The sequence below is a fragment of the Allobosea sp. NPDC055353 genome, from assembly GCF_053644975.1.
Genome location: NZ_JBSHMC010000001.1, coordinates 688,259 through 710,779 on the forward strand (window position 1 = coordinate 688,259; position 22,521 = coordinate 710,779).

The 22,521-nt window shown below is 66.8% G+C and carries 24 protein-coding genes and 1 tRNA gene; 17 read left to right on the forward strand and 8 right to left on the reverse strand.

Annotated elements, in window-relative coordinates; genetic code table 11:
* Window positions 1-36 precede the first annotated feature (36 nt).
* From ACWIEX_RS03045 to ACWIEX_RS03065, 5 genes are all read left to right on the forward strand, one after another.
* Entirely contained in the window at window positions 37-1,689 is a 1,653-nt protein-coding gene (locus tag ACWIEX_RS03045) for a thiamine pyrophosphate-binding protein (RefSeq protein WP_454031667.1), read from the forward strand.
* Window positions 1,689-2,873, forward strand: a complete 1,185-nt coding sequence (locus ACWIEX_RS03050) for an OpgC family protein (RefSeq protein ID WP_454031668.1) — start codon at window positions 1,689-1,691, stop codon at window positions 2,871-2,873. The genes ACWIEX_RS03045 and ACWIEX_RS03050 overlap by 1 nt, the downstream gene beginning before the upstream one ends.
* Window positions 2,874-2,942: 69 nt before the next feature.
* On the forward strand, window positions 2,943-4,355 hold the full coding sequence (locus ACWIEX_RS03055) for a tetratricopeptide repeat protein (protein WP_454031669.1): 1,413 nt from the start codon (window positions 2,943-2,945) through the stop codon (window positions 4,353-4,355).
* A 20-nt stretch (window positions 4,356-4,375) separates the two neighbouring features.
* Window positions 4,376-4,861, forward strand: coding sequence for a hypothetical protein (locus ACWIEX_RS03060; protein WP_454031670.1), 486 nt, complete (start codon window positions 4,376-4,378; stop codon window positions 4,859-4,861).
* Between the two features lie 17 nt (window positions 4,862-4,878).
* Window positions 4,879-5,349, forward strand: coding sequence for a YHS domain-containing (seleno)protein (locus ACWIEX_RS03065; RefSeq protein ID WP_454031671.1), 471 nt, complete (start codon window positions 4,879-4,881; stop codon window positions 5,347-5,349).
* Between the two features lie 277 nt (window positions 5,350-5,626).
* Here the strand turns inward: ACWIEX_RS03065 and ACWIEX_RS03070 are convergent.
* A tRNA-Leu gene (locus ACWIEX_RS03070) sits at window positions 5,627-5,713 on the reverse strand.
* Window positions 5,714-5,998: 285 nt separating this feature from the next.
* Here ACWIEX_RS03070 and ACWIEX_RS03075 point away from each other — a divergent pair.
* Both ACWIEX_RS03075 and ACWIEX_RS03080 read left to right on the forward strand, forming a co-directional pair.
* The gene (locus ACWIEX_RS03075) at window positions 5,999-7,003 is read left to right on the forward strand and encodes a complex I NDUFA9 subunit family protein (RefSeq protein WP_454031672.1); all 1,005 of its coding nucleotides are present in this window, start codon (window positions 5,999-6,001) and stop codon (window positions 7,001-7,003) included.
* A 19-nt stretch (window positions 7,004-7,022) separates the two neighbouring features.
* A complete protein-coding gene (locus ACWIEX_RS03080) occupies window positions 7,023-7,703 on the forward strand; it encodes an HAD family hydrolase (RefSeq protein ID WP_454031673.1) in 681 nt (226 codons plus the stop codon).
* A 201-nt stretch (window positions 7,704-7,904) separates the two neighbouring features.
* Here ACWIEX_RS03080 and ACWIEX_RS03085 read toward each other — a convergent pair whose 3' ends face one another.
* The gene (locus ACWIEX_RS03085) at window positions 7,905-8,900 is read right to left on the reverse strand and encodes a 2-hydroxyacid dehydrogenase (protein WP_454031674.1); all 996 of its coding nucleotides are present in this window, start codon (window positions 8,898-8,900) and stop codon (window positions 7,905-7,907) included.
* A 178-nt stretch (window positions 8,901-9,078) separates the two neighbouring features.
* Here ACWIEX_RS03085 and ACWIEX_RS03090 point away from each other — a divergent pair, with 178 nt between their 5' ends.
* Window positions 9,079-9,609 (forward strand): SH3 domain-containing protein, encoded by a 531-nt coding sequence (locus tag ACWIEX_RS03090; protein WP_454031675.1) that lies wholly within the window; start codon window positions 9,079-9,081, stop codon window positions 9,607-9,609.
* 13 nt (window positions 9,610-9,622) lie between these two features.
* Here ACWIEX_RS03090 and ACWIEX_RS03095 read toward each other — a convergent pair whose 3' ends face one another.
* On the reverse strand, window positions 9,623-10,393 hold the full coding sequence (locus ACWIEX_RS03095) for a YbaY family lipoprotein (protein ID WP_454031676.1): 771 nt from the start codon (window positions 10,391-10,393) through the stop codon (window positions 9,623-9,625).
* Window positions 10,394-10,425: 32 nt separating this feature from the next.
* The gene (gene irrA / locus ACWIEX_RS03100; RefSeq protein ID WP_454031677.1) at window positions 10,426-10,890 is read right to left on the reverse strand and encodes an iron response transcriptional regulator IrrA; all 465 of its coding nucleotides are present in this window, start codon (window positions 10,888-10,890) and stop codon (window positions 10,426-10,428) included.
* A gap of 285 nt (window positions 10,891-11,175) precedes the next feature.
* Here irrA and fabA point away from each other — a divergent pair, with 285 nt between their 5' ends.
* The 5 genes from fabA to ACWIEX_RS03125 all read left to right on the forward strand — a co-directional run bounded on the left by fabA (window position 11,176) and on the right by ACWIEX_RS03125 (window position 14,568).
* A complete protein-coding gene (gene fabA / locus ACWIEX_RS03105) occupies window positions 11,176-11,688 on the forward strand; it encodes a 3-hydroxyacyl-[acyl-carrier-protein] dehydratase FabA (protein ID WP_377845654.1) in 513 nt (170 codons plus the stop codon).
* Between the two features lie 112 nt (window positions 11,689-11,800).
* The gene (gene fabB / locus ACWIEX_RS03110) at window positions 11,801-13,027 is read left to right on the forward strand and encodes a beta-ketoacyl-ACP synthase I (protein WP_454031678.1); all 1,227 of its coding nucleotides are present in this window, start codon (window positions 11,801-11,803) and stop codon (window positions 13,025-13,027) included.
* 7 nt (window positions 13,028-13,034) lie between these two features.
* Window positions 13,035-13,307: a DUF3303 domain-containing protein gene (locus ACWIEX_RS03115; protein WP_047578035.1), complete on the forward strand. Its 273-nt coding sequence runs from the start codon at window positions 13,035-13,037 to the stop codon at window positions 13,305-13,307.
* Window positions 13,308-13,434: 127 nt separating this feature from the next.
* The gene (gene fabI, locus ACWIEX_RS03120) at window positions 13,435-14,268 is read left to right on the forward strand and encodes an enoyl-ACP reductase FabI (protein ID WP_454031679.1); all 834 of its coding nucleotides are present in this window, start codon (window positions 13,435-13,437) and stop codon (window positions 14,266-14,268) included.
* 54 nt (window positions 14,269-14,322) lie between these two features.
* Window positions 14,323-14,568: a DUF2188 domain-containing protein gene (locus ACWIEX_RS03125; RefSeq protein ID WP_061968406.1), complete on the forward strand. Its 246-nt coding sequence runs from the start codon at window positions 14,323-14,325 to the stop codon at window positions 14,566-14,568.
* Window positions 14,569-14,637: 69 nt separating this feature from the next.
* Here ACWIEX_RS03125 and ACWIEX_RS03130 read toward each other — a convergent pair whose 3' ends face one another.
* Complete coding sequence (locus ACWIEX_RS03130) at window positions 14,638-14,988, reverse strand: hypothetical protein (protein ID WP_454031680.1); 351 nt, start codon at window positions 14,986-14,988, stop codon at window positions 14,638-14,640.
* A gap of 163 nt (window positions 14,989-15,151) precedes the next feature.
* Between ACWIEX_RS03130 and ACWIEX_RS03135 the strand changes: the two genes are divergently transcribed.
* Entirely contained in the window at window positions 15,152-15,436 is a 285-nt protein-coding gene (locus ACWIEX_RS03135; RefSeq protein ID WP_454031681.1) for a GIY-YIG nuclease family protein, read from the forward strand.
* 91 nt (window positions 15,437-15,527) lie between these two features.
* Here ACWIEX_RS03135 and ACWIEX_RS03140 read toward each other — a convergent pair whose 3' ends face one another.
* Window positions 15,528-16,760, reverse strand: a complete 1,233-nt coding sequence (locus ACWIEX_RS03140; RefSeq protein WP_454031682.1) for an argininosuccinate synthase — start codon at window positions 16,758-16,760, stop codon at window positions 15,528-15,530.
* A 348-nt stretch (window positions 16,761-17,108) separates the two neighbouring features.
* Between ACWIEX_RS03140 and ACWIEX_RS03145 the strand changes: the two genes are divergently transcribed.
* Both ACWIEX_RS03145 and ACWIEX_RS03150 read left to right on the forward strand, forming a co-directional pair.
* The gene (locus ACWIEX_RS03145) at window positions 17,109-17,717 is read left to right on the forward strand and encodes a 2-hydroxychromene-2-carboxylate isomerase (RefSeq protein ID WP_454031683.1); all 609 of its coding nucleotides are present in this window, start codon (window positions 17,109-17,111) and stop codon (window positions 17,715-17,717) included.
* 10 nt (window positions 17,718-17,727) lie between these two features.
* On the forward strand, window positions 17,728-18,627 hold the full coding sequence (locus ACWIEX_RS03150) for an NHL repeat-containing protein (RefSeq protein WP_454031684.1): 900 nt from the start codon (window positions 17,728-17,730) through the stop codon (window positions 18,625-18,627).
* A gap of 3 nt (window positions 18,628-18,630) precedes the next feature.
* Here the strand turns inward: ACWIEX_RS03150 and ACWIEX_RS03155 are convergent, their stop codons facing one another.
* Together ACWIEX_RS03155 and ACWIEX_RS03160 are read right to left on the reverse strand one after the other, a co-directional pair.
* Window positions 18,631-19,704, reverse strand: coding sequence for a M48 family metallopeptidase (locus ACWIEX_RS03155; protein WP_454031685.1), 1,074 nt, complete (start codon window positions 19,702-19,704; stop codon window positions 18,631-18,633).
* A 37-nt stretch (window positions 19,705-19,741) separates the two neighbouring features.
* Complete coding sequence (locus ACWIEX_RS03160; RefSeq protein WP_454031686.1) at window positions 19,742-20,299, reverse strand: LemA family protein; 558 nt, start codon at window positions 20,297-20,299, stop codon at window positions 19,742-19,744.
* A 436-nt stretch (window positions 20,300-20,735) separates the two neighbouring features.
* Here ACWIEX_RS03160 and rpsA point away from each other — a divergent pair, with 436 nt between their 5' ends.
* Window positions 20,736-22,439: a 30S ribosomal protein S1 gene (gene rpsA / locus ACWIEX_RS03165; protein ID WP_061968390.1), complete on the forward strand. Its 1,704-nt coding sequence runs from the start codon at window positions 20,736-20,738 to the stop codon at window positions 22,437-22,439.
* Window positions 22,440-22,521 lie beyond the last annotated feature (82 nt).

Consider the following 22,521-nt stretch of genomic DNA (forward strand, 5'->3'; position numbering starts at 1 on the left):
CAGGGCCGCTGCAGCGGCGAAGCGGAGAGAGAGACGATGCGTCACGAAACGATGGCGGCTGCGGAGCCGGCTGGAGTTCGCCCGACAGGATTCGTGACGGGCGCCGATCTCCTGGCGCTTGGGCTGGCAGCAGCCGGTGCGACGCACGCTTTCGGTATCCCCGGTGGCGAGGTGCTGGCGCTGGTCGATGCGCTGGAACGCGCCGGCATCCGCTTTCGTCTCTCGCGGCACGAGAACGCCGCCGGCTTCATGGCCGAAGGGCTCTGGCACGCGACCGGCGCGCTGCCCGTGCTGGTCGCGACGCTCGGCCCCGGCGTCGCCAATGCGGTCAATGTCGTGGCCAATGCCCAGCAGGATCGCGTGCCGCTGCTCTTCATCACCGGCTGCGTCGATCAGGCCCTGGCCGAGAGCTATACCCATCAGGTCTTCGACCATCAGGCCGTGCTGCGCCCGCTGGTCAAGGCGAGCTTCCGGGTCGCGCCGGGCACCGAGGACCTCGTCGTCGCCAAGGCCGTCGCGCTGGCCCGGCGTGGCCGGCCGGGGCCGGTCCATATCGACCTGCCGATCGCGGTTGCGGAAGCCCGGGCGCCCTCGCGCCCGGCTCTCGTCATGCCGCTTGCCGCGCCGGCGATTCCGGCCGATCTCCAGTCCGCGCAGGCGTTGCTCGCCACCGCGAAGAGACCTCTCGTCATCGTGGGACTCGACCTCGTCAACCAGGATGGTGGCGCGGCCGCACTCGGCCGCTTCCTGGCCGCGACCGGCGCGCCGCTGCTCACCACCTACAAGGCCAAGGGATTGGTGCCGGAGGAGGATCCGCGCGTGATCGGCGCCGTCGGCCTCTCGCCCAGGGCCGATGCGCTCGTCCGGCCGCTGATCGAGGCCGCCGATCTGGTCGTGCTCGCCGGCTATGACCCGATCGAGATGCGGCAGAACTGGCGGAACCCCTGGCCGGCCGGCAAGCGGGTCATCGATATCGTCGCCGAGCCGGTTCAACACGGCATGCATCATTCCAGCTTGCTGCTGGAAGGCGATGTCGGCGCAATCCTGAGACGCCTGTCGGAGGGGCGCACGCCGCAGGAGACCTGGCTGGGCGGCGAGCCGGCCGCGATCCGCCGCGCCTTCAGCGTCGCTTTTGCCGTTCCCGGGACGTGGGGGCCGCACGCCGTCTTCGAGACCCTGCGCGGCGTCGCACCGCCCGGCACGGTCGCGACCGCCGATTCCGGGGCGCACCGCATCCTGCTCAGCCAGATGTGGAACTGCGATGGCCCCGGCCGCATGCTGCAATCGAGCGGGCTCTGCACCATGGGTTGCGCCCTGCCGCTGGCGACCGGCCATGCGCTCGGCTCCGGCCGGCCCACGCTGTGCTTCGTCGGCGACGCCGGCCTCGAAATGGTGCTGGGCGAGCTGGCGACCCTGCGCGATCTCGGCCTGCCGGTCGTCATCGTCGCGCTGGTCGATCGGGCGCTCGGGCTGATCGCGCTCAAGCAGCGCCAGCTCGGCCTGGCCCGCGCTGGCGTCGATATCGGCGAAACCGATTTCGCCGCCGTTGCCCGCGCGTTGGGTGGGCATGGCGCCACGATCGATGATCGCGAAACGCTTGCGCGCGAGGCCGGGGCGGCGTTTCGACGCGATGGCTTCACGCTGCTGGCCTGCCGCATCGACGCCTCCTGCTACGAGGGAGCGTTCTGATGACCGCTCTCCCCGCCATGCCGGCGAAGCGGCCGCGCGATGAGCGGCTCGACGTGTTTCGCGGCCTGACCATGCTGATCATCTGCGTCGCGCATCTGCCCGAGAACAGCTGGAACGCCTGGATTCCCGCACGCTTCGGCTTTTCCTCGGGCGCCGAACTGTTCGTCTTCTGCTCGGGCATCGCCAGCGCGCTCGCCTTCGGAAGTGTCTTCACCCGCCGCGGGCTCGGGCTGGGCACGGCACGCATCGCCCACCGGATCTGGCAGGTCTATTGGGCCCAGATCGGTCTCGTCCTGGCGCTGATCGCGCTCGCCGCCGCGCTCGACCGGATTTTCGGCCTTGCTGTGCTTGCGCAGCAATTCCAGCCGCTGCTGGCCGATCCCGAGAACGCGCTGCTCGGCTTGGCCACACTCAGCTGGCAGCCGGACTATCTCGACATCCTGCCGATGTATCTCGTCATCCTGGCGCTTGTGCCGGTCATGATGCTGGCGCGCCGGGTCCATGCCGCCTTGCCTTTCCTGATCGCGACATCGCTCTATGCCGCGGTCTGGGCGACCGGCCTCAACCTGTCCGGCAATCCGTGGAATGGCGCCGGCTGGTTCCTCAATCCCTTCGCCTGGCAATTCATCTTCTTCATCGGCTTCTTCATCGCCATGAAATGGCTGCCGGTGCCTCGGCTCGGCGACCGGCGATTGATGATGGCTGCTGCGCTTTTCATCCTGTTCTCGGTGCCGCTGTCCTTCTGGGGCGTTCTGGAGAACTGGCCACTCGCGCAGGCGGCCCGCGACCTCGTCATCCCCGCCAGCGAGAAGACCGACCTGCATATCCTGCGCGTGCTGCATTTCCTGGTGCTCGCCTATCTCGTGCTCAGCCTGATCGAACCCTGGCGAGGCCGGCTCGATCGCGGCGTGGGCCATCTGCTCATTCTGATCGGGCGGCAGTCGCTGGCCTGTTTCGTGGCCAGCGTTGTCCTCGCGCGGCTGCTGGGGACCATTGCCGATACGGTCGGGCGCGGCGAGTTCGTTGTGGCGCTGCTCAATCTGGCGGGGTTCGCGCTGATCCTCGCCACAGCGCTCACGATTGGCTGGTTCAAGAGCGCGCCCTGGGCCGGCCCGGCGCGCAAGCCGCTCGCTGAGCCGGCTGCGCAGGCTCCGCTGACAACACGGGTCCGTGAAGCGAGTTGAACGCCGCTTGATCGAGCGCTTGCGAACTCCCTGAAGAGCCCCCTTCGCGGTGCGGCAATGGAGCAGCCCATGTCTTACGCCACCATGTCTTACGCCACTCATCACGATCTCTCCGGCGATTGCATCACGGTCTCGAACGAGGCCGCGCGCCTGGCCTGGAACGACACACTCGAAGCGCTCATGGCCCATGCTGCCGCCACGCCCGAGCATCTCGCCCGCACGCTCTCCGCCGACCCGGACTTCGCTCTGGCCCATGCCGCCAAGGGGCTGATGCTGCTTTCGCTGGCGCGTGCCGAGCTCGTCACTCCGGCCCGCGATTGCCTCGCCAGAGCACGGGCGGCCGCGCGTCTGCGCCCGATCACGCGCCGTGAAGCCATGGTCGCGGAGGCGCTGGCGCTCTGGCTGGACGATGCGCCGCGCCGTGCGGCCGAACGACTGGAGACGATCCTCCTCGCCCATCCTTTCGACGTGCTGGCGCTCAAGCTCTCGCATGGCCTGCGCTTCATGCTCGGCGATCAGGCGCAAATGCTCGCGACCCTGCGCCTGATCGCGCCGGGTTTCGGCGAAAGCCATCCCCTCGCCGGGTTCGTCCATGGCTGCCACGCCTTCGCGCTCGAGGAGCAGGGCCTTTATGCCGAGGCAGAGAGCGTCGGTCGCCGCGCCGTGACCTTGAGCCCGCGCGACGCCTGGGGCCGCCACGCGGTTGCCCATGTGCTCGAGATGACCGGTCGCGCCGACGAGGGCATCGTCTGGCTTGGGGACGGGCGCAATCTCGCGCATGCCAACAATCTGCGCTTCCATATCGTCTGGCATCTCGCCCTGTTCCGGCTGGAGCGCGGCGAGACCGCCGAAGTGCTGCGGCTCTATGACGAGGAGATCCGGGCCGAACCGACCGACGATTATCGCGACATCGCCAACGGCGCCTCGCTGCTCGCCCGGCTCGACTATGCCGGCGTCGATGTCGGCGAGCGCTGGGAGGAGCTTGCCGGCAAGGCCGAAGGACGCATCCATGACGGCCGCCTCGTCTTTGCCGACCTGCATTATGCCTTGTCGCTGCTCGGTGCTGGCCATACCGACGGGGCCGAGACCATCGCCCGCAGCCTGATCGAGGACGCCAGGGTCCATCCGGACGGCGAGCGGCGCGCCGCCGCCCGCAACGGGGCGCTCGCCGCCTTCGGGCTGATCGCCTTCCACGAGGGCGACTATGACGAAGCCGCCCGCCTGCTCGGCGCCGCGCGCGGTGGATTGATCGCCATCGGCGGCAGCCACGCCCAGCGTGACCTGTTCGAGCAGGCCTATGCCGAGAGCCTGATCCGCGCCGGCCAGCATGACCGCGCCGCCGATATCCTCGGCCGACGCCTGGCACGGCGCGGCGGCAGCAATCTCTTCGCCGCGCGCCGGCTGGCTCAGTTGCGCAGCCGCGGCACCGGGCGGCTCGCTGCACTCGCTGTGGCTTCCACCCCGCTCGCCATCGCTCACTGATCCGCACAGGAAGGCATGCCATGAACACCGCGACCATGACCTATCGCTTCGCACTGCCCTCGACCCGCACCGTGATCAATCTGGCCCTTGGCGGCTTTGCCGGCCTCGGTTTCTGGGAGTTGTTCTCGGCCGTGCCGACTGCCTGGTTCGCCGAATATCCGCTGGAGCCGCCGGAACTGGTGAAGTCGCTTTTCTACCATCAGCTCGGACTGACGATCTCGACGCCCACCGCCAAGCTGCTGCATTTCATCACCGGCTTCCTGTTCTACCCGCTCGGCTACTGGGGGCTGACGCGCTGGGTGAAGAGCTTCGGCATGCCGGCCGATGGCTGGATCTGGGGCGTGATCACCTACTTCATCGCGCTCGCCTTCTTCGCGCCGCTCGCCGGACAGCACTTCCTGCTGAACGACGTGCCGCGCCTTTCCTTCATGAGCCTGATCGGCCACGCGATCTACGGCTACCTCGCGGCCTATGTCTTCGAGACGCTCGAAGCGCGCCGGACCTGAGAGCGGGAGGGAAAACCATGCTCGACAGACGCCTGTTCATCGCCTTCGCCGTGGCAGCTCTGGCCGCCGCGAGCGATGCCGGGGCGGAGGCGCCGCGCCCCGTCAACACCCTGGGTTCCCCGGATGGTCTCGCGATCCGCGGCTACGACCCCGTCGCCTATTTCCGTGACGGCGGTCCTCGGCTCGGCAAGCCCGAATTCACTGCCCGGCATGGCGGCGCGACCTGGCGTTTCGCCAGCGCCGAGCACAAGGCGCTGTTCGTGGCCGATCCGGAGCGCTACCTGCCAGCCTATGGCGGCTTCTGCGCCTACGGAACCTCGCGCGGCTATCTCGTCAAGATCGAGCCGGAGGCCTGGTCGATCGTGGATGGCCGGCTCTATCTCAACTACGACCTCGGCGTGAGGACTATCTGGCTCGGGCGAACAAAGACCTATATCGCCCGAGCCGACGGCAATTGGCCGCGATTGACGGCGAAGAATATCCAGTAGAAGGCGCCGCGGCGGCCTTCCGGGCGGAAAAGGGTCGGCGCTGCCGCACGATACTCGGATGCAGCTATACGAACGCGCCGCCGCCGGCCGAAGCGCCAACCGTGCTGCGCGAGGTTCTCGCGCTCAGGATCCATGCCTTCGGGCCGATGGCCTTATGGCCCCGCGAGGCCAATAAATTCGGCGGCTGTCAACGAAGGCCGGTAAAGAGAAAGGCCTCCGAAACACTAGGTTCCGGAGGCCTTTTCGGTCACCGGCGAAAAGCCGGCGAAGGTAAATGTGGTGCCCAGGAGAGGACTCGAACCTCCACGCCCTTGCGAGCGCCAGCACCTGAAGCTGGTGCGTCTACCAATTCCGCCACCTGGGCAACGGCGGTTCGTTTACGGGGGGCGAGTCGTCCTGTCAACGGCCCTGTCGCGACGAAACGAATTTGTTTTTGCAGCCCTGTGGAAATAGCCTCAGCGGCCATAGCGAATTCCGGGCCGTTCCGGTCCGAAAGCGGCTGATCGGCGTTGAATGGGGGATGCGGCGTCTGGGAGTAGGGCGGAACGCCGCAGGGCCTGGGCGCAGGAGGTCTCTGCCGCAAAAGGCATTTCCACTTTGGCGGAACATGATCTAGGAGGGCAGAAGCATTCTAAACGGAGCTTTCACGATGGCTTCCCAAGCCCCGGCCCAGCAACTCGTCACGGTTTTCGGCGGCTCCGGTTTCGTCGGCCGCCATGTCGTGCGCGCGCTCGTCAAGCGCGGCTACCGGGTGCGCGTCGCCGTGCGCCGGCCGGATCTCGCCAATTTCCTCCAGCCGCTCGGCACAGTCGGCCAGATCCATGCCGTTCAGGCCAATCTGCGCTATCCCGCCTCGGTCGCTGCCGCCGTGAAGGGGGCGGATGCTGTCGTCAATCTCGTCGGCATCATGCAGGAGCAGGGTCGCCAGAGCTTCCCGGCCGTACAGGCGAATGGCGCGCGTGCCGTCGCCCAGGCCTGCGCCGCTGCCGGTATCGCCCGTCTGGTCCAGGTCTCGGCGCTCGGCGCCTCCGCCGAATCGGCTTCGGCCTATGCCCGCTCCAAGGCCGAGGGCGAGGCAGCCATGTTCGCCTCCGTGCCGGGCGCGGTCGTGCTGCGGCCGTCCGTGATGTTCGGGCCCGAAGATACCTTCTTCAACCGCTTCGCCTCGCTCGCCCGGATGCTGCCGGTGGTGCCGCTGGTCGGTGACGGCGCGACCAAATTCCAGCCGGCTTTCGTCGGCGATGTCGCCGAGATCGTCGCCCGCGCCGTCGACGGCACGGTCCAGGGCGGTCGCGTCTACGAGCTCGGCGGGCCGGAGGTGCAGAGCCTGCGCGAGATCGTCGAGGAGGTCTGCAAGGTGACCGGCCGCAAGCGCCTGTTCGCGCCGTTGCCTTTCCCGCTGGCGCGGATCATGGGCAGCGTGCTGCAGGTCGCCGATTCCCTGACGCTGGGCCTGATCCCGGACGAGCTCGTCATGACGCGCGATCAGGTGACGTTGCTCGAAAGCGACAATGTCGTCTCTGCCGAGGCCAAGGCCGAGGGCCGCGACTTCGCCGGGCTCGGGCTGGCGCCGACCTCGTCCGAGGCGGTCATCTCCTCCTATCTCTGGCGTTTCCGCAAGACCGGCCAGTTCGACGCGCTCCAGGCCCGCTAAGCGGCCGGGAGCAAGGCCCGTGTCGTTCGACCTTGTCATCTACGATTGCGATGGCACGCTGATCGATACCGAGACGCTCTATGGCGAGGTCAATCTCGCCCTATGCCATGAGATCGGCCTGAGTCACTGGACGCTCGACCATTATGTCGAGCAGCTCGTCGGCATTCCCTGGGTCGATGGCCTCAAGATCATCGAAGCGGAGCTCGGCCGGCCGCTTCCGGCCGATTTCGAAACGCGTATCGAGGATGCGGTCACGCTGCGTCTGGAAACCGAGCTGCGCGCGCTGCCCGGCGTGCGGGAAGCGCTGACCGTTCTGGCCGGGCGCCGTTGCGTCGCATCCTCGACGGTGCTCGAGCCGCTGCGCCGCAATCTCGCGCTGGCAGGATTGATCGATCTGTTCGATCCCCATGTTTTCTCGGCCTCGCAAGTGGCGCGCGGCAAGCCGGCGCCGGATGTCTTTCTGTTCGCGGCCGCGCAGATGGGCGCCGATGCCGGGCGTTGCCTGGTGCTGGAGGATTCGGTGCCGGGCGTGCTGGCGGCAAGGGCGGCGGGCATGCAGGTCGCCGGCTTTACCGGCGTGGCCCATGACAAGGCGCGCATGCGCGAGCGCCTGCTGGCTGCTGGAGCGGGGGGCGTTATCGACGATTACAGGGATTGGCCGGCGGAAGCCGCGCGGCTCGCGGGACTGCGCGCCGCCTGAGCTGCCGGCCTAGGTGCCTGCCGGATCACTCGTGGCCTCAACCACCCTTGTCATTCCGGGGCTTCGCGCAGCGAAGAGCCCGGAACCTACGACTGGGTGAGTCTTAAATTGCGCGGCATGGACTGTCTCACCCGGTCGTGGGTTCCGGGTTCGCGCCCGTGGCGCGCCCCGGAATGACAGGGGGGGTGAGAGACTGGCGCGTCAGAGCATGCTCGGCAGCACGCGGTCCGGCGGCTTGTGGCCGTCCATGAAGGTCTTGATGTTGACGATGACCTTCTCGCCCATGTCGGCACGGCCTTCATGCGTGGCCGAGCCCATATGCGGGAGCACCACGACCTTGTGCTGGCGCGCCAGCCTGAGCAGGCGCGGATTGACCGCCGGCTCGCTCTCGAACACGTCGAGCCCGGCGCCGGCGAGTTCGCCGGCCTCCAGCATGCGGGCAAGCGCTGTCTCGTCGACGACCTCGCCGCGGGCGGTGTTGACCAGGATGGCGTCCGGCTTCATCAGCTTGAGCCGGCGGGCCGAGAGCAGGTGATAGGTCGCCGGCGTATGCGGGCAATTGACCGAGACGATGTCCATCCGCGCCAGCATCTGGTCGAGCGAATCCCAATAGGTCGCGTCGAGCTTCTCCTCGATCCGCGGATCGACGCGGCGGCGGTTATGGTAGTGGATCGACAGGCCGAAGGCCGCGGCGCGCTTCGCCAGCGCTTGGCCGATGCGGCCCATGCCGACGATGCCGAGGCGCTTGCCGGTGATGCGCCGGCCGAGCATCCAGGTCGGCGACCAGCCGGCCCAGTCGTCGTCCGGGATGACGCGCGCGCCTTCGGCGATGCGGCGGGCGACGGCCAGGATCAGCGCGATCGTCATGTCCGCGGTATCGTCGGTCAGGACGCCCGGCGTGTTGGTCACGGTGATGCCGCGCTGCACGGCGCTGGCGACGTCGATATTGTCGACGCCGTTGCCGAAATTGGCGATCAGGCGCAACTGGTCGCCGGCCTGCGCGATGATGGCGGCGTCGATCTTGTCGGTCACGGTCGGGACGAGCACGTCGGCGGTCTTCACGGCCTCGACCAGCGCGGCCTGCGACATCGGCTTGTCGTCGATGTTGAGCCGGGCATCGAACAATTCGCGCATCCGGGTCTCGACCACGGCGGGCAGTTTGCGCGTCACCACCACCAAGGGCTTCTTCTTCGACATGGCGGTCACCCTTCCGTCATTGGCCGTATCGGCCTGATATCCTCAACCCGCCATTAACCCTGGTGGCCCAGGAATGGGAATTGTTGCGCGGCACCATGATCGTTGTCTAGGCGGCAGCGCACCGGATGACAACTTGCCCCTTCGCCGGGGGTAAGCGGACGCGAAGGAGAGTGGCGGCATGAAGGTCTCGTCGATGCGCTGCCTGGTTCTGGCGACGTTCGCCCTCCTCGGCTTGCCTGCGGTCGCCTCTGCCCAGGACATGCAGGCCGGGTCGGTCACCGGGCTGCCGGTGCCACGCTATGTCAGCCTGAAGACGGACCGCGTGAACCTGCGCGAAGGCCCCTCGAAGGAGCACCGGACGCGCTGGGTCTATCAGCGCGCTGGCCTGCCGATGGAAGTCACCGCGGAATTCGAGACCTGGCGCCGCGTGCGCGATGCCGACGGCACCGAGGGCTGGGTGCTGCACAGCCTGCTCTCCGGCCGCCGGACGGCGCTCGTCGCGCCCTGGTCGAAGAAGAAAGACGAGAATTTCCCGATGCGCAGTGCCGCGAACGAGGAGGCTGCCGTGGTCGCCAGGCTGCAGCCGGGCGTCGTCACCAGCGTCTCGTCCTGCGTCAGTGCCTGGTGCCACGTCAGCGTCGGCAACATCGACGGCTTCATCCGCCAGGAGCGTCTCTGGGGCGTCTATCCCAACGAGAAGGTCGACTGAGCGGCCGCCTGCGCTACTGCGCAGTCAGCATCATCACCGGCCGGCCGCGGCTGTCGAGCAGCGCGAGCGCGCCAGAGCCGCGATGGATATCCCAGCGGCGGACTTTCGCGAGTCCGTCGAGGAAGCCGCGCTCCTGCGCCATCACGTCCGGCGCGCAGGCCATCATCGTCGAGACCATGCGTGAGAAGCGTATCGTCCGGCCTTTGAGCGTCGCATGGCCGCCAAAGCCGTTGCAGCCGCCGCGCCCTGACACCTTGCCGTCCGCCGCGATCGCGAGGGTCGTGGCGATCGAGCCGGGAACGTCCTTGCTGCCGAGGCTGGCGAGACGCCAGCTTCCGATCGGGGAGGGCGCTGCGGCGGGCGGCCGGTCCTCGCCCGAGACGCGCTGGACCCAGATATCGGTCTTGTCCGGCCCACCTGTGAAGACGCTGTGCCGTTCCGTGGTGATGAAGAGCAGCCGGTCGCCGTCGAGAATGCGCGCCTGCAGCGCGTAGCTGTGCCGCGGCTCGATCCGCCGCGAATCGAAGCGCAGCGTCCAGCGCGCCGGGATGCGCCGACCGGAAACGCGGGTCTCGGCGATCGTGCGGGAAGGGGCATCGGCCAGCGAAACGTCGAGCAGCTTGACCTCGACGATGGCGCCTGGCGGCAGCGCCATGCGTTCGCGACAGGCGACGGTGCCGCGCAAGGTGCGCGGCGCCGCCAGCGCCGGTGTCGCCGGGACAGCCGCTGCGAGCAGGAGGCCTGCCAGCGCGCGACGCGAGAGCGGCGAATCGGTGAAGCGCATGAATATCGTCTCCGGAAGCGGCGGAGCGGCGATCAGCCGTCGATCTTGCGCAGCCGCACCACGACATCGACCCGCGCGATCTCGTAGCCCGCAGGCGGCACAGGCAGGGTGGCGATATCGATCTCGTCGGCCGGGATGTCGATCACCCGGTTCTCGCCGTCGACGACGAAATGATGGTGATCATGGTCGGCGGTGTCGAAATAGGCCTTGGCGCCGTCGAGGGTGAGCTCGCGCAGCAGGCCTGCCTCGGTGAACTGGCGCAGCGTGTTGTAGATCGTCGCCAGCGAGACCGGGATGCGCTCCTTCATCGCTTCTTCGAACAGCATCTCGGCGCTGACATGGCGCTGCCCTTTGGCGAAGAGCACCCAGCCGAGCGAGACGCGCTGGCGGGTCGGGCGCAACCCGACGCGCCGCAGTTTCTGGCGGATATCGTGGAAGGGACAGCCCTGCCGCGCCGGCGTTCCATAGCCCTGGTCCTGGGAGGTCAGGTCGCTCATGCCGTGCTCGCGTGCCCTTTTGCCTAACGGATGTCCTGGAGGCTCCGTCTCTTGAATGATTTCAACTGAAATGTAGGGCGTCGGGCTTCCCGTCGCAAGCGTCGCGCCGGCTTCCAGGCGGCGGGCGGCCCTTCCTGCATTGATCCGGCGCGGTTTCGTTGTGGTTTTCGGCGTTGCGGTGTGGGTCGACACGCCCGCTGCTCTTTCGTTTCCGGCTTCCTCCGTGTTAGGCACGGCGGCGGAGACATCGGCTGCATCCGGCCGGTGCGAGGGAGCCTCACGGGAATGCAGCGTCAGTCGTCTTTCAGCTACGAGGAGATCCTCGCCTGCGGTCGTGGGGAACTGTTCGGGCCGGGCAATGCGCAGCTTCCGCTGCCGCCGATGCTGATGTTCGACCGCATCGTCGCGATCGCTGAAGAGGGCGGCGAGCACGGCAAGGGCATGGTCCGCGCCGAGTTCGACATCAAGCCCGATCTCTGGTTCTTCGACTGCCATTTCAAGGGCGATCCGGTGATGCCGGGTTGCCTCGGGCTCGATGCGCTCTGGCAGCTCACCGGCTTCTTCCTCGGCTGGCTCGGCCTGCCCGGCCGCGGCCGGGCGCTCGGCGTCGGCGAGGTCAAGTTCGCCGACCAGGTCCTGCCTTCGGTCAAGAAAGTCGTCTACGGCGTCGACTTCAAGCGCGTCTTCAAGTCCAAGCTCGTCCTCGGCATCGCCGATGGCTGGCTGGAGGCCGACGGCAAGCGCATCTACACGGTCAGCGACATGCGCGTCGGCCTGTTCAAGCCGGAAGCGGCCTGAGGAAAAGCGCACCGCGACCTTGCGCGCAGCTGCCGCTCGGTCCATTTGCGCGGTATCAATGCCAGAGCGACGGGCTCAGCTCGCCGCGTGCTGACAGCTGGAGTAAGCGAGCATGAGACGCGTCGTCGTCACCGGGATGGGCATCGTCTCGTCCATCGGCAACAACACCCAGGAGGTCCTGGCCTCGCTGCAAACAGCCAAATCGGGCATCTCCTTCGTGCCGGATTTCGCCGAGCACGGCTTCCGCAGCCAGGTCGCCGGCGTGCCGACGCTCGACCCCGCGACGGTGCTCGATCGGCGTGCCATGCGCTTCCATGGCGGCGGCTCGGCCTGGAACCAGGTCGCGATGGAGCAGGCGATCGCCGATGCCGGCCTGGAGACGGGTGAGATCAGCAACGAGCGCACCGGCATCATCATGGGCTCCGGCGGTCCCTCGACCCGCGCCCTGATCGATGCCTATGACAAGGCGCGCGAGAGCGGTTCCTCGAAGAAGGTCGGCCCCTTCGCCGTGCCCAAGGGCATGTCCTCGACCGCTTCGGCGACGCTGGCGACCTGGTTCAAGATCAAGGGCGTCAACTATTCGATCTCCTCGGCCTGCGCGACCTCGAACCACTGCATCGGCAATGCCTATGAGCTGATCCAGTGGGGCAAGCAGGACGTCATCTTCGCCGGCGGCTGCGAGGAACTGGACTGGACGCTCTCCGTCCTGTTCGACGCCATGGGCGCGATGTCCTCGGACTTCAACGGCACCCCGGCCCGCGCCTCGCGCGCCTATGATTTGGCCCGCGACGGCTTCGTCATCGCCGGCGGCGCCGGTGTCGTCGTGCTCGAGGAGCTGGAGCACGCCAAGGCGCGCGGCGCCAAGATCTATGGCGAGATCGTCGGCTATGGCGCGACCTCTGATGGCTACGACATGGTCGCTCCGTCGGGCGAGGGCGCGGTGCGCTGCATGAAGATGGCGCTCGAGGGCGTGAAGTCCAAGGTGGATTACATCAACCCGCACGGCACCTCGACCCCGGTCGGCGACGCCAAGGAAATCGAGGCGATCCGCGAGGTCTTCGGCGCCGGCGACAAGTCGCCGCCGATCTCGGCGACGAAGTCGCTGACCGGCCATTCGCTCGGAGCCACCGGCGTGCAGGAGGCGATCTACTCGCTCTTGATGCTCAACAACGACTTCATTTGCGAAAGCGCCCATATCGACGAGCTCGACCCGGCTTTCGCCGACATGCCGATCGTGCGCAAGCGCATCGACAATGCCGGCCTGGGCACCGTGCTCTCGAACTCCTTCGGTTTCGGCGGCACCAACGCCACCATCGTGATGAAGCGCCTGGAGGTCTGAGAGCGCCATGCTCTTCATGGTGATCGAGCATTTCGATCAGGCCCGCGTGAAGGATGTCTACGCCCGCTTCCAGCATAGCGGGCGGATGGCTCCGGCCGGCGTGCGCTATGTCGAGAGCTGGGTCTCGGCCGATCTCGGCCGCTGCTTCCAGATCATGGAATGCGACGATGTCGCGCTGCTGCAGGAATGGGTCCTGCAATGGAACGATCTCGTGCGTTTCGAGATCGTGCCGGTTTCCACCTCGAAGGCGGCGGCTGCCGCGATCACCAAGACCGACTAGACGTCTGCGGGCCGTCAATGGCCCGGCAATGCTGCTATGCCGTTCAGAGTTCGACCGACCCGACCAGCCGACTTCCCTCCATGCCCCCGCCTTCGGACCCGTTCCTGAAGCCCCTTCCGAGTTTGCCATGCTCCCGCTGATGCACAACAAGCGCGGCCTCATCATGGGCGTCGCCAATCAGAATTCGATTGCCTGGGGCATTGCCCGCACCCTTCACGCCCATGGCGCCGAGATCGCCTTCACCTATCAGGGCGATGCGCTCGGCAAGCGCGTCCGGCCGCTGGCGGAGAGCATCGGCTCGAAGCTGGTCGTGCCCTGCGATGTCGAGGACGCCGCTTCGGTCGACGCCACCTTCGCCACGCTCGACGAGGCCTGGGGCGGCGATCCCGAGCGCAACACGCTCGACTTCATCGTCCACGCGATCGGCTTCTCCGACAAGAACGAGTTGAAGGGGCTCTATGCCGACACCAGCCGCGAGAATTTCTCGCGGACGATGGTGATCTCATGTTTCTCCTTCACGGAAATCGCCCGGCGCGCGGCGGAGCGCATGCCCAGGGGCGGCAGCATGATCACGCTGACCTATGGCGGTTCGACCCGGATCATGCCGAACTACAACGTCATGGGCGTCGCCAAGGCGGCGCTGGAGGCGAGCGTACGCTATCTCGCCGGCGACTACGGCCCGCGCGGCATCCGCGTCAACGCCCTCTCGCCTGGGCCGGTGCGGACGCTGGCCGGCGCCGGCATCTCCGATGCGCGCGCCATGCTGTCCTGGCAGCGTGCCAATTCGCCCCTGCGCAAGTCGGTTTCGCTTGAAGAGATCGGCGGCTCGGCGCTCTATTATCTCTCGGATCTCTCCGGAGGTGTCACCGGCGATATCCATCATGTCGATGCCGGCTATCACATCACCTCGATGCCGGCGCTGGATTCGCTGCGCGCGGCCGATAGCGGCAACGGCGACTAGCCGGAACTCCATGGCCGGGGCGCGGTTTTCCCTCGAGCGAAAGGAGGATGCGCGATGGTCATGGTCAAGTACGAGGTGGTCGAGCATGATGGCGGCTGGGCCTACAAGGTCGGCGGCGCGCTGTCGGAGACCTTTCCGACGCATGATGCGGCGCTGAAGGCGGCAAACCGGGCCGCTGCCCGGCAGACGGTCGCCGGAAACACCGACGGGATCGTCTATCAGGATCAGAACGGCCGCTGGCACGAGGAGCTGGCGGACGGCCATGACCGGCCCGCAACCAGGGTCGTCGACGGCGGCTGAGGGGCCGTTCGTTCCCAGGAGAGCAACAGGGCCGTTGAGCGGCCCTTTCGCTTTGCCTGGCGGCAGGCCTCAGCGCGCGGTGAAGAAGGTCAGCAGCACCTTGTTCTTCTCGCCGAGCAGGCAGAGGAAGCGGCGCGGCTTGTCCGAACGGTCGGTCCTCAGATAGGCCTCGGCCATGACGATGCGCGTGACCGGGATGTTTTCGATCTTCGATTCGGACACCGCGACCGTGGCGGCGTCCTCGTCGATATAGATGTCCTTGATCTCCGGCTCCTTGGCGTGGAGCGCCTGCAGCGCGGCGCTCTTGCAGGTCGCGATCTCCGGCGTTGCCGGCTTCTCGCCCTTCGGCGGGATTTCCTGGGCGATGGCGGTCGTGGCGAGGGTTGCGGAGATCAGGGCAGGGGCGAGGAAGCGAAGCATGCGAGGAGCACTCAGGTTGATCGGTGAGTGCTGAACGCTTCAGCGCGCCGCTGGTTCAAAGAGCGGTGTCATCCCGTGCGCGCTGCGGCACGGAGTGCTGCTGCGCAGACACGGGACCGTGTGCAGAATAAGGTGCCATCTCGCCCTCGACGCGAGGCTCCGGATGACCGCCCGCATCTACGCAGTCCACATCCTCGCGACGCGCCAGGACGGCCCGCTTTATGTCGGCATCACCAACGACCTCGAACGCAGGATCGCGGAGCACAAAGCCCATGCGATCAAGGGCCACGCGGCCAAATACAACATAGACCGGCTCGTCTACGTCGAGACCTTCGACGATCCCAATCAAGCTATCGAGCGCGAGAAGGTTATGAAGACGTGGAGCCGTGCTTGGAAGGTCACGCTGATCGAAAAGGAAAACCCGGCGTGGTCTGACCTCGCCGGGTGATCGGAGCTTTTATCGGTGGGCGGTCCCGTGTCTGCGCAGCGGCATTGCATGCCGCAGCGCGCACGGGATGACGCGCTTCAGGAGCGAGCGACTAAAGGCCCAGCTTCTTCTTGCGCTGTCCCAGCGTGCGCAGGCGCAGCGCGTTGAGCTTGATGAAGCCCGCCGCGTCACGATGGTCGTAGGCGACCGCGCCCTCCTCGAAGGTGACGAGGTCCTGGTCGTAGAGCGAGTAATCGCTCGACCGGCCGATGACGTGGACGCCGCCCTTGTAGAGCTTGAGGCGCACGTCGCCGGTGACGAATTCCTGGCTCTTGTCGATCAGCGCCTGCAGCATCTCGCGCTCCGGCGAGAACCAGAAGCCGTTATAGATCAGCTCGGCATATTGCGGCATGATCTGGTCCTTGAGATGCGCCGCGCCGCGGTCGAGCGTGATCGACTCGATCGCGCGATGCGCCGCATGCAGGATCGTGCCGCCGGGCGTCTCGTACATGCCGCGCGACTTCATGCCGACGAAGCGGTTCTCGACGAGGTCGAGCCGGCCGATGCCGTTGTCGCGGCCGAGATCGTTGAGCTTGGCCAGCAGCGTCGCGGGCGAGAGCTTCTCGCCGTCGATCGCGACTGCATCGCCCTTCTCGAAGGAGACCGTGATGATCGTGGGCTTGTCGGGCGCGTCTTCCGGCGAGATCGTGCGCGAATAGACGTAGTCGGGCACCTCGACCGCCGGATCCTCCAGCACGCGGCCTTCGGAGGAGGCGTGCAACAGGTTGGCGTCGACCGAGAACGGCGCCTCGCCACGCTTGTTCTTGGCGATCGGGATCTGGTGCTGCTCGGCGAAGGCGATCAGCTGCTCGCGCGAACGCAGGTCCCATTCGCGCCAGGGCGCGATCACCACGACGTCGGGCTTCAGCGCATAGGCGGTCAGCTCGAAGCGGACCTGGTCGTTGCCCTTGCCGGTCGCGCCATGGGAGACGGCGTCGGCGCCGGTCGCCTCGGCGATCTCGATCAGCTTCTTGGCGATCAGCGGCCGCGCGATCGAGGTCCCCAGCAGGTAGACCCCCTCATAAGCGGCATTCGCGCGGAACATCGGGAAGACGTAGTCGCGCACGAATTCCTCGCGCAGGTCCTCGATATAGATGTTCTCCGGCTTGATGCCGAGCAGCAGCGCCTTGTCGCGCGCCGGCCCGAGCTCCTCGCCCTGGCCGAGATCGGCGGTGAAGGTCACGACCTCGCATCGATAGGTGGTCTGCAGCCATTTGAGGATGATCGAGGTGTCGAGACCGCCGGAATAGGCGAGGACGACCTTTTTCACGCTGCTGTCAGCCATCTGTTCATTTTCCTGTTAGAGCATTTTCAAGCGAAGTGGATGCCGGTTCGCACGAAGAAAATGCGACAAAACAACGACCTAGAGCATCTCCGCGGTCCTCGGAGCGCGAAGATGCGTCAACAGCCCCCATGGGCCGCGTTTCGGACGCAATGGCGCACTATCCCAGCGCTCGGGGCGAAGCAATCGGAACCTTCTGATCGATCCCGCGTCGTCCGCTGATGGATGGGCGCCGGAGCGCGCGTCGTCCTTCCCTTCCACAGGCGCCCATTCGTGGCGCTTGCGGTCGCGTTACGAAGGGCGCAGGCTCGATCGGGCGCGACACGACATGACGACCTGTTCGGAGGCTGAATGCCGAATCGTCCCGTTCTGGACTTCTGGTATGAGTTCGCGTCGCCCTATTCCTGCCTGAGTGCCCTGAGGATCGAGAAGCTGGCCGATGAAGCCGGCGTCGCGTTGCGCTGGCGGCCCTTCCTGCTCGGGCCGATCTTCGCGGCGCAGGGCTGGAACACCTCGCCCTTCGCGCTCTACCCCAGCAAGGGCCGCTATATGTGGCGCGATACCGCGCGGCGGGGGCGGCGGCAGGGCGTCGCCATCGTCAAGCCCGAGAATTTTCCCCAGAATTCCCTGACGGCGGCGCGGCTGGCGCTCGCCGGCCGCGATGGCGGCTGGACGCCGGCCTTCTCGAAGGCGCTGTTCCAGGCGCATTTCTGCGAAGGCCGCAACATGGCGGAGGAAGCGGTGCTGAGCGCGGCGTTGAAAGAGGCGGGCAGCGATCCCAATGTCGCGATCCCGCTCTCGCGCAGCGAGGAGGTCAAGGGCCGCCTGCGCGCCGAGATCGAATATGCCAAGTCGATCGGCATCTTCGGCGCGCCCTTCTTCGTCGCCGGCGATGGCGAACTGTTCTGGGGCGACGACCGCCTCGAGGAAGCTCTCGAATGGGCGACGGAAGGGCGTTGAGGCGATGAGCGTGAACCGGCGCCACATGCTGATGGCAGGCGCCGGTCTGTGCCTGGGCTCGGCGGCGCGGGCGCGCCCCGCCTTGCCCGGTGAGGCTCCGGCTTATGATGCGCGCGAGCTGACGGCCGTACCCAATGCCGCCGCGATCGGCCGGCGCTACTGGTCGCCCGGTCTCAACGAGGGCTATGTGCCGCAGGGACTCACCGTCTTCGGCGACGAGATCCTGATCGCTGCCTATCGCAGCACCGAACGCGACCAGGACAACGGCCCGGCGCGGCTGTTCCGGCTCTCGCGCGGGGACGGGCGCCTGCTCGGCAGCTTCGCGCTGCCGGCGACCTATGGCCATCCCGGTGGGCTCGCAACGGCGCGGGATACGCTGTTCGTCGCCAATTCCGGCCGGCTGCTTGCGCTTGATTTCAAGGAATCCTGCCGCAACGGCGAATGTGTGCCGCTCAAGGAAGTGCGTGTCGACAAGACGATGGGGCCGTCCTTCCTGAGCGCGTCAGGGGACGCGCTCTGGTTCGGGCCGTACCGCCGCGAAGGCGCACCGAACCTGCACGCGGTTCCCATCGATCGCGTCCTTGCCGGCGGCGAGACGCCGATCGGTCTTGCCGATAGCCGGGCCATCCTGCCGCTGCCGCTTCTTTCGCAGGGCGCGACCTTCGACAAGGCGGGCAAGGTCTGGATTTCGCAGAGCTCCGGCAATCGGCCGGCCTTCCTGTCGCAACTCGACCCCGCCACGGGCACCGTGCTTGCGCGCTACCCCGCTCCCGGCGGGATCGAGGATCTCGGGCTTGCGCCCGACGGCAGGCTCTGGGCGGTCGGCGAGGCCGGCACGCAGCGCTGGAATCGCTGGAGCACCTTCTATCCGCTGGTCTTCGAGATCGATCCGGGGAAGCTCGTCGCCTGAGCTCTAATGTGAGCCCGGCGCCTGCGGCGGCCTTGCCCAGGGTCCGCGCGCCGCGGTTTCCTCGACCATGGTCGGCAGGTCCTGCCGCTCGCCGATCTTCGGCGGGTGCGGCGGCATCGCCGGCATGCGCCCACCGGCCGTCTCGACCAGCGCCTGCACGCGCTTGGTGACGGAAGGGTGGGTTGAGAACAGGTCGGCGAAATCGTCCGGGTCGTTCTCGAAGCACATGTCCATCACGCCCGACGGCACGCCCTCGATATCGGCCCGGCCGGAGATCTTGAGAAGGGCGGAGATCATCGCATCCGGGTTCTTGGTCAGTTCGACCGCCCCCGCATCGGCGAGGTACTCGCGCGAGCGCGACAGCGACAGCCGGATCAGCACCGCCAGGAACCAGGAGATCGCGATCACCGCGATGCCGATGATGATGGCAAGGCCGTTGCCCTTCTTCGCATCGTCCGATGAGACCCTGACCCGGCCGCGACCAAAGCCGCGGAAGACGAGCTCCCCGACGAAGGAGACGATGCCGGCGATCACCACCGCGATCACCATCAGCCGGACGTCACCGTTGCGGATATGGGTCAGTTCATGCGCCAGCACCGCCTCGACCTCGGCGTCGTTGAGCTGGGCGAGCAGCCCGGTCGTGACGCTGACGGTGAACTGCTTGTCGTTGACGCCGCTGGCGAAGGCGTTGAGCGCCTCGCTTTCGACGATGGCAAGCTTCGGCATCGGCAGCCCGCGCGAGATGCAGAGGTTCTCCAGCATCCGGTAGAGCTTGGGATTGTCCTCGCGCGCCAGCCCTTTCGACCCCGTGACCGCGTTGATCATCGCGACATTCATGCGGAAGCCGATGAAAACCCAGAGCATCGCCGCCGCCGTGATGAAGGGGAACCACGAACGGAAGACGCGGCCGGCCTCGCCGAAGGCGGTGCGCCCGCGCGGCACGCCGCCATAGCCGAAGGCGACGAGCAGCAGGCCCCAGGCGGTGAGATAAACCAGCAGGAAAAGCCCGGCGATCAGGAGATTGGACCTGATCCGGTTGTTGCGCTGGTGGGTATAGAGCCCGAAGGCCTCGGCCATCGCAGCCGCTCCCGCTGCCGTGAATGTCTTGCCGCCGTCAGAACTTCACGCTGGGCGCGACTTCGATCTGGGCGCGGGTTTCCGGACCGACATCGAAGAATTCGCGCTGGGTAAAGCCCATCTGCGGCGCGAACAGCACCGCCGGGAAGGCCTGGATCGCCGCGTTGAACTCGCCGACCGCATTGTTGAAGAAGCGCCGCGCCGCCGCCAGCTTGTCCTCGACATTGCCGAGATCGACCTGCAACTGCTGGAAATTGGCGCTGGCCTTGAGGTCGGGATAGGCCTCGCCCAGCGCAAGCAGCCGGCCGACTGCACCGGAAAGCTGTTGCTCGGCCGCGGCCTTGTCATGCACGCTGCTCGCGCCCTGCGCCGCGTTGCGCGCGGCGATCACCGCATCGAGCGTGGACTTCTCGTGCGTCGCATAGCCCTTCACCGTCTCGACCAGGTTCGGGATCAGGTCGTGGCGCTGTTTCAGCTGGACGTCGATATCGGCGAAGGCCTGGTTCGTGCGCTGCCGCATCGCGACGAGCCCATTATAGGTCATGATCAGATAGACGACGAGGACGACGATCAGCCCCAGAATGGCCCAGCCCATGGCACCCCTCCCAAATCGCGGATGAAATCCGTCCGCAGCCTTGCACGAAGCGTAACGCCGGGGAAGCTACGCGATATCAGGTGGTGCGGGCTCCCTCGAAATAGGGGGGCGGGATGATGTTGGCCAAATCGGTGCCCCGGGCAGGGCTTCGACCTTGCCCTGAAGGCCGGTTTGCATTACATCGCCCCTGTCCGAAGGGCCGTGATCGATCATGCGCCGGGGGCGGTCTGCAAGACCTGCTCCCGTTTCGTGTTTGAAGCAGGTCGTCCGGATACGGATCGAGCCGCTGGTCCTGGCGCCTCCGCCAACCCCGCCTGACGGGGAGGCGGAAACCTCCGAGAGGAGGTGCCGACGGCCGCGATCCGGAAACGCAGCACCAACCACGGCGCCCATGCCGGACACCCGCGGGATACGCGGCCGGCTCCCAGGAGATTACATGTCAGCAGTTGAAAGCTACAGCGCGGGTCGCGAGGATTTCGCCGCCCTGCTCGAGGAATCCTTCGGCAAGAACGATGCCCTCGAAGGCTCCGTCATCAAGGGCAAGGTCGTCGCCATCGAGAAGGATATGGCGATCATCGACGTCGGTCTGAAGACCGAAGGACGCGTCGCGCTCAAGGAATTCACCGGCCCCGGCCGTGAGCAGGAACTGAATGTCGGCGACGAGGTCGAGGTCTATCTGGACCGGATCGAGAACGCCCTCGGCGAAGCCGTCATCTCGCGCGACAAGGCTCGCCGCGAGGAGAGCTGGGTCAAGCTCGAGAAGGCCTTCGAGGCCCGCGAGAAGGTCAGCGGCATGATCTTCAACACCGTCAAGGGCGGCTACACCGTCGATCTCGACGGCGCCGTGGCCTTCCTGCCGCGTTCGCAGGTCGATATCCGTCCGATCCGCGACGTCGGCCCGCTGATGGGCCAGCCGCAGCCCTTCGAGATCCTCAAGATGGATCGCCGCCGCGGCAACATCGTCGTGTCGCGCCGCACCGTCCTCGAAGAGACCCGCGCCGAGGCTCGTTCCGAGCTCGTCGCCTCGCTCGAAGAGGGTCAGGTCATCGACGGCGTCGTCAAGAACATCACCGAATACGGTGCGTTCGTCGATCTCGGCGGCATTGACGGCCTGCTGCACGTCACCGACATGGCGTGGCGCCGCGTGAACCACCCGTCCGAGGTCGTGACCATCGGCCAGACGGTCAAGGTCAAGATCATTAAGATCAACCAGGACACGCATCGCATCTCGCTCGGCATCAAGCAGCTGCTGGCCGATCCGTGGGATGGCATCGCCGAGCGTTACCCGGTCGGCACCCGTCTCAAGGGCCGCGTGACCAACATCACGGATTACGGCGCGTTCGTCGAAGTGGAGCCGGGCATCGAAGGCCTGATCCACGTCTCCGAGATGTCCTGGACCAAGAAGAACGTCCACCCCGGCAAGATCGTCTCGACCTCGCAGGAAGTCGACGTCGCGATCCTCGAGGTCGATCCGGTCAAGCGCCGCATCTCGCTCGGCCTCAAGCAGACCCTGCGCAACCCGTGGGAGCTCTTCGCGGAGCAGCACCCGGCCGGTTCGACGGTCGAGGGCGAGGTCAAGAACAAGACCGAGTTCGGCCTGTTCCTGGGTCTCGAAGGCGATATCGACGGCATGATCCATCTCTCCGATCTCGACTGGAACCGTCCGGGCGAGCAGGTCATCGAGGAATACAAGAAGGGCGACGTCCTGCAGGCGATCGTTCTCGATGTGGACGTCGAGAAGGAGCGTATCTCGCTCGGCCTGAAGCAGCTCGGCGGCGATCCCTTCGTGGATGCCGGCGAGTTCAAGAAGGGCCAGATCGTCACCTGTGAGGTGGTCGAGGTGAAGGAGTCCGGTCTCGACGTGAAGATCGCCGACACCGACATGATGACCTTCATCAAGCGCGCCGAGCTGGCTCGCGATCGCTCCGAGCAGCGCCCCGAGCGCTTCGCGGCCGGCGAGCGCATCGACGCCCGCGTCGTGCTCTTCGACAAGAAGGCCCGCAAGATCCAGGTCTCGGTCAAGGCCCTGGAAATGGCCGAGGAGAAGGAAGCGATGGCCCAGTACGGCTCCGCCGATTCCGGTGCCTCGCTCGGCGACATCCTGGGTGCAGCGCTCAAGAAGGCCACCGACAAGAAGTGAGGTTTCGGCCGCGTGAAGCGGCCGGCCTTTGAATTCGGCCCGCGCGGAGCGATCCGCGCGGGCTTTTGTTTCGAAACCACGC